The organism is Kitasatospora sp. NPDC047058 (assembly GCF_040643935.1).
Lineage (GTDB): Bacteria > Actinomycetota > Actinomycetes > Streptomycetales > Streptomycetaceae > Kitasatospora.
Genome location: NZ_JBEYVJ010000431.1, coordinates 1 through 5,408 on the forward strand (window position 1 = coordinate 1; position 5,408 = coordinate 5,408).

The following is a 5,408-nucleotide window of genomic DNA, read 5'->3' on the forward strand; positions in this document are numbered from 1 at the left end:
GGGGGGGGGGGGGCGGGGGCGGGGGCGGGGGGGCGCCGGGGGCGGCCCGGCCGGCGGCTGCTGATCGCACAGCAGCGACCGGTAGAACCGGGCCAGCGCCGGGCTGGGCGGAAGCCCGAGCTCGTGGGCCAGGGACTGGCGCAGCTCGTCGTAGACCGCCAGCGCCTCGGAGCGCCGGCCCGCCCGACACAGCGCGGTCATCTGCAGCATCCGCAGCCGCTCGCGGAGCGGGTGCTGCTGGGCGACCTCGGTGACGCGGTCGATCGCGGCCGGTCCGCCGCCGGCCGCAAGCTCCGCCTCCACCCAGTCCTCGAACACCCCGAGGTAGCGCCGGTCCAGCCGCTGGGCGGCGGCGCCGATCAGCGGGACGTCCCGGAACCCGTCCAGGGCCGAGCCCCGCCACAGCTCCAGGGCCTCGCCGAGGGCGCCGGCCCGGGCGCGCTGCTCGAAGCTGAGCGCGTCGAGCTCGCCGGCCGCCGTGTGCAGCACGTAGCCGCCGGCCTGATGGCTGATCCGCGAGCCGGACCCGGCGGCCCCGGGCTCGGCGGCCCCGGGCTCGCCGCCGACCAGCCGGCGCAGCCCGGAGACGTACACCTGGAGGTTCTTGCGGGCGGTCCGCGGCGGCGCGTCGTCCCACAGCGCCTCGACCAGGGTGTCGAACGAGACCCGTGCATTCGCGTGGCAGAGCAGTGCCGCCAGCAGAATCTGCTGTTTCCGCGGTCCCGGGTCCACCGGACGGCCGTCCGCCGTCACCCGCAACGGGCCGAGAATTCCGAATCTCACGGCCATCTCACGCCAACTTGATGGCGGTGGAATGCCCCTCTACCTCGGCGTCCGAAACGGCGTCGAGCCGCTGTTTGACGGAATTGAGTACGGCCACTTCGTTCTCGGTGAGCCCGGAAAGCACGTCGCGCTGTTCCGGTGTCAGCAGGTCGACCGGGTTTCCCGCCTGCCGGAGGGCTGCGAGGGCGTCAAATGTCATGGTCCCCTCCTGTCTTACCTGGATCGGGTGCCAGAACATCATGGCCTTCGTCCCCGGCGGCGTCCATGAGACCTTTGGGCCAGAATTCCTCCGCGGCCGGAGCCGACGCGACAAACAGCGCGAAGAGTCCGGCCTGCAGTCTCGACCGGAGTCTCAGCTTTGCCAGAATGGCGGTGACGAAACGCTTGACCGTGCGTTCGCTGATATTCAGTTCCCGGGCTATCGACCGGTTGTCGTAGCCGAGGCCCAGCAACTCCAGGACGTCGCGTTCCCGCGGGGTCAGCGCCCGGGTCAGCGACAGCGCCGCGGCCGGCGGTTGCGGCAGCCCGGGCCGCCGGGGAGCCCCGCAGGACGGGCACACCGGGGGTGACGAACCGCCCGTCCCGGTCAATGCTCCTGCGCTTCGGTGCACGGGGGCGACGGCATTTCTTCATGGGACGCCAACAGGATCCCCCCTCGGGACACACGATCGCGGTGCCCTCATGCTGACGGCAGCACCCGGCACCGGCAAGAGGGCGTACCTGCCCTGATAATGCCAATGCCCGGTCCGCGCAACGACCTTGACGCCGGGCCGGTGCGCGGGTGTGGTCCCTGGGGTACGGCGGGCCGGGTGCTCCGCGGTGGTCGGGTGCCCGGCTGGTCCGGTGACCCCCCGGCACCCGGGTTGCTCCGGCTGCGGGGCGGTCAGGCGGTGGCCGCGGCGGCCTCGGCGAGGGCGTCCAGGACCGGGCGGATCAGCGGGTGGCCGTCCGCGCCGGCCCGGACCGCGGCGAAGACCCGGCGGGTCGCGAGTGCACTGTCCACCGGACGGACCGCGACCCTGGCCAGGTCCACGCCCAGCAGCGCGGAGCGCGGCACCAGCGCCACCCCGGCACCGGCCGAGGCGAGCGCGACGACGGCACGGAAGTCGTCCGAGGAGTGCACCAGGCGGGGCTGGAAGCCCGCGTACTCGCAGGCCAGCAGCACCACGTCGTGGCAGGGGTTGCCGGGGTACGGGCCGATCCACGGCTCGTCGGCGAGGTCGGCGACGGCGATCGGGCCGTCGCCGGCGGCCAGCGGGTGGGCGAGCGGCAGCACCGCCTCGAACGGTTCGGCGTACAGCGGCACCCGGGTGAGCCGGGCGTCGTCGGCACGCGGCGCGCCCCGGTACTCGACGGCCACCGCCAGGTCGGCACGCCCGTCCAGGACCATCGGGAGGCTGGCGTCCCCCTCCGCGTCCAGCACCTTGAGCCGGACGCCGGGCGCGCGCTCGGCGAGCCCGCCGATGGCGGGCGCGAGGACGAGCGAGATCCCGGTCGCGAAGGAGGCGACGGTGACCTCGCCGGAGACGCCCGCGGAGTAGGCGGCGAGGTCCGCCTCGGCGCGCTCCAGCTGGGCGAGGACGGCGTCGGCGTGACCGAGCAGGATCTCGCCGGCCGCGGTCAGCCGCACGCCGCGGCCCTCGCGGGCGAGCAGGTGGTGGCCGGTCTCCTGTTCCAGCGCGGCCAGCTGCTGGGACACCGCGGAGGGGGTGAGGTAGAGCGCGGCCGCCGCAGCGGTCACCGTCCGGTGGTCCGCCACGGCCCGCAGGGTCCGCAGGCGTCTTGCGTCGATCACACGCCAATTCTGCCAGCGTGCCGGGACACACCCGGGCGCGGGGAGCGGGAGGTCGGGCCGGGTGCGGCGCTCTCCGGCGGAGCCGGGCGAGCGGGACGGCGGGGTCGACGGTCGGGGTGGCGGGGTCGGGCGAGCGGGACGGCGGGGTCGGGGGTCGGGGTGGGAGGCGGGACGGGCGCGGAGTGGGAAGTCGGACCGGCCGACTTCCTACTCCCGGGGCGCGCGGCGCTCCTGCGCGGTGAGGGCGCCGAGCGGGGCCTGGGCGGGCGCCGCGGGCGGGACGGGGTCGGTGAGGAGGCGGGCGGTGAGCAGGTACTGGGTGAGGCAGCCGGCCAGCAGGACGGCGACGCCGCCGACCGCGTCCAGCACCCAGTGGTTCGCGGTGGCCACCACCACGACGAAGGTGAGCGCCGGGTAGAGCGCGGCCAGCGGGCGCAGCCGGCGGTGCCGGGCGGTCGTCATCACCACCAGGGCGCACCAGACCGCCCAGGCGATGTGCAGCGACGGCATCGCCGCGTACTGGTTGCTCAGCGCGGTGAGGACGCCGAGCGGGGCCTCGCCCGGGGTGCCGGACCGGTCCTCGCGCAGGCCGAGCCCGGGCACCAGCCGGGGAGGTGCCAGCGGGTAGCCCCAGAAGCCGAGCAGGGCCAGGCCGGTGGCGGCGAACAGGATCGTCCGGGCGGTCCGGTAGCGGGCCGGGTGCCAGGTGTAGAGCCAGACCAGCACACCCAGGGGCATGGCGATGTGCAGCACCTTGTAGTACTGCTGCGCCGCGTCCAGCAGCCAGTCGCCGGCCCGCAGCGCCCAGCCGTTGACGGCCGGCTCGATGTCGATCCGCAGCGTCTGTTCGAGCCGGTAGAGGCTGCGGGCGTGCGCGGTGGCGGCGGCCACGCGGTCCGGGGCGGCGTTGCGGATGTACGTGTAGATGCCGTAGCCGACCTGGATGAGGAGGAGCTCCAGCACCAGGTTCGGGCGCGAGACCGGCCGCAGCGGCGCGGGCAGCAGCGGGATCCCGCGGAGGACCGGCCGGTGGTGCGGCGGCGGGCCGGGGGCGCGGGGCAGGTGCCAGAGCGGGTCACTGCGGGAGCGGAACGGGAGGGCGGCGGCCGCGGCGAGGGCCACCAGGGTCGGAGCCTTGCGCAGCAGCAGGCCGCTGACCGGTTCGATGCCCGGGTCGAGCATGGTGCTGGGCACGAAGGTGATCGTGACCGCGATCACCGGCCACAGCGCGCGGTCCTCCGGGCGGCGGCCGAGCCGTCCGGTGGCGGCGAGGAGCAGCCAGCCGAGGTCCCCCGGCCCGGCGACCGGGGCGGCGGCCAGGGTGGCGCAGCCGAGCACGCCGGCCGCGAGCAGGGGCTGCCCGTCGCGGCCGAAGGCGCGGGCGCGCCGGACGGCGAGCACGGCGGCGGTGACCACGACGGCGAGCCGGACGCAGAGCAGCGGCGGGCCGTGCAGGCCGAGCCGGAGCAGGACGCCGAGCACGGTCAGGTTGGCGGGGTCGCCGGTGGCGGCGGGGTCGTCGAAGCCGTGCCAGAAGCGGACGGCGCGCGCCGGGTCGGCGAACCGGACGACGGTGTGCAGCACGACGGCCACCGCGAGGGCGGTCAGGGCGGGGGCGGCCGCGACGCGGCGACGACGCGGGCCGGGGCCAGGGGCGGGGCCGGAGCCGGAGCCGGAACCGGGGCCGGGGCCGGGGAGGACGGTGGCGAAGAGGATCAGCACGGGGTGCAGCGCGACCGCCACGCCCAGGGCGAGGCCCGCCGGGCGGACGGGACTGCGCGGCAGGACGTCGAGCAGGACGAGCGCGGTCGTGGCGAGGCCGAGGACGGCGTCGACGGGGTGCCCGCGCAGTTCGGCGGCGACCAGCAGGGCCGCCGCGGCGAGCGGACCCACGGCGGCGGGGGCGGGCACGCCCGGGGGCGGGTGACGGGCGATCAGCGCGCCGGTCACGGCCACGGCGGCGAGGGCGGTGAGCAGCAGACCCACCCGGGTGGCGGTGGACGGCCAGGCGCCGAGGAGGAGCGGAAGGGCCGGCCGGTCGGCGGCGGCCCCGCCCAGGGTGATCCAGGTGACGACGCCGGCCGCGCCGAGGGCGATCAGCCGGCAGAGCGTCGTGAGGAGCGCGGTCCGGGGCGCCGGCCTGCTCGCGCCCATTCCGCTCCTCTCGCCGGCACCGGTGCGCCCGGGCCGCGCGGCCGGGTCGCCTTCCTGCCGACTCTCGGCCGCCGACGCCCACCCCGCACGCCGAACGACGCCGCGCGGGGGACACCGCACCTGCGCACCGCGGGCTCGACGCAGGCGCGGGGTGCGTGGGGTGGGGGCTTCGACGCAGGCTCGATGCCCGCTCAGGACGGGCACGGCGTGGATTCGGTACGGCGCGGCGTGCACGCGGCACGGGATCGGTGCTGCGACATGAGCGCGCGCTCGGGGTTCGTGCACTTTGCAAAGCTGATCTGCTGTTTGCAAAGTGCTGCAAGGCGCGAGGAGAGGGAGCGCCGGGTGGCGCGGTGCAGCGGCGAAGCCCAGTTCACCGAAGGCAGAAACGATTCACCCGGCCCACGCTGCACTTTGCAAAGTCAGCTCTTTGCAAAGTGCACGAAGGAGATGGCGATGGGTGATGGCCACAGGACGGCAGCAGATCCGCGAACGGGAGTGGGAAGTCGGGCGGGCCGACTTCCCACTCCCGGGCGGGAGGGTGGGACAGATGGTCTTGGGGTGACGGCGGCCCGGTGGCGGGGAGAGCCACCGGGCGGCCTTGGTGGCCGTGCGGTGGAGGCGGACCGGTCCGGCGACGACGCGCTGCGGCCCACCGGCCGCGCCACCTCCGGCG

5 protein-coding genes are annotated in these 5,408 nt (G+C 75.8%); all 5 read right to left on the reverse strand.

What is annotated here, in order from left to right:
• Window positions 1-783 (reverse strand): BTAD domain-containing putative transcriptional regulator (locus tag ABZ885_RS34680; RefSeq protein ID WP_360197786.1); only part of this gene is annotated, 783 nt, incomplete at its 3' end.
• Window positions 784-790: 7 nt separating this feature from the next.
• Complete coding sequence (locus ABZ885_RS34685; protein ID WP_360197788.1) at window positions 791-982, reverse strand: aroma-sacti cluster domain-containing protein; 192 nt, start codon at window positions 980-982, stop codon at window positions 791-793.
• Complete coding sequence (locus tag ABZ885_RS34690; protein WP_360197791.1) at window positions 972-1,373, reverse strand: LuxR C-terminal-related transcriptional regulator; 402 nt, start codon at window positions 1,371-1,373, stop codon at window positions 972-974. The genes ABZ885_RS34685 and ABZ885_RS34690 overlap by 11 nt, the downstream gene beginning before the upstream one ends.
• A 293-nt stretch (window positions 1,374-1,666) precedes the next feature.
• Window positions 1,667-2,578 carry a LysR family transcriptional regulator gene (locus tag ABZ885_RS34695; RefSeq protein WP_360197794.1) on the reverse strand — a complete coding sequence of 304 codons (912 nt, stop codon included), beginning with the start codon at window positions 2,576-2,578 and terminating at the stop codon, window positions 1,667-1,669.
• A gap of 207 nt (window positions 2,579-2,785) precedes the next feature.
• On the reverse strand, window positions 2,786-4,732 hold the full coding sequence (locus tag ABZ885_RS34700) for a phosphatase PAP2 family protein (protein ID WP_360197797.1): 1,947 nt from the start codon (window positions 4,730-4,732) through the stop codon (window positions 2,786-2,788).
• Between the last annotated feature and the right edge of the window lie 676 nt (window positions 4,733-5,408).

Bases quoted from the DNA above. Each gene is read 5' to 3' on its own strand.
- ABZ885_RS34685 (WP_360197788.1), bottom strand. From the start codon at position 982: ATGACATTTGACGCCCTCGCAGCCCTCCGGCAGGCGGGAAACCCGGTC.
- ABZ885_RS34700 (WP_360197797.1), bottom strand. From the start codon at position 4,732: ATGGGCGCGAGCAGGCCGGCGCCCCGGACCGCGCTCCTCACGACGCTC.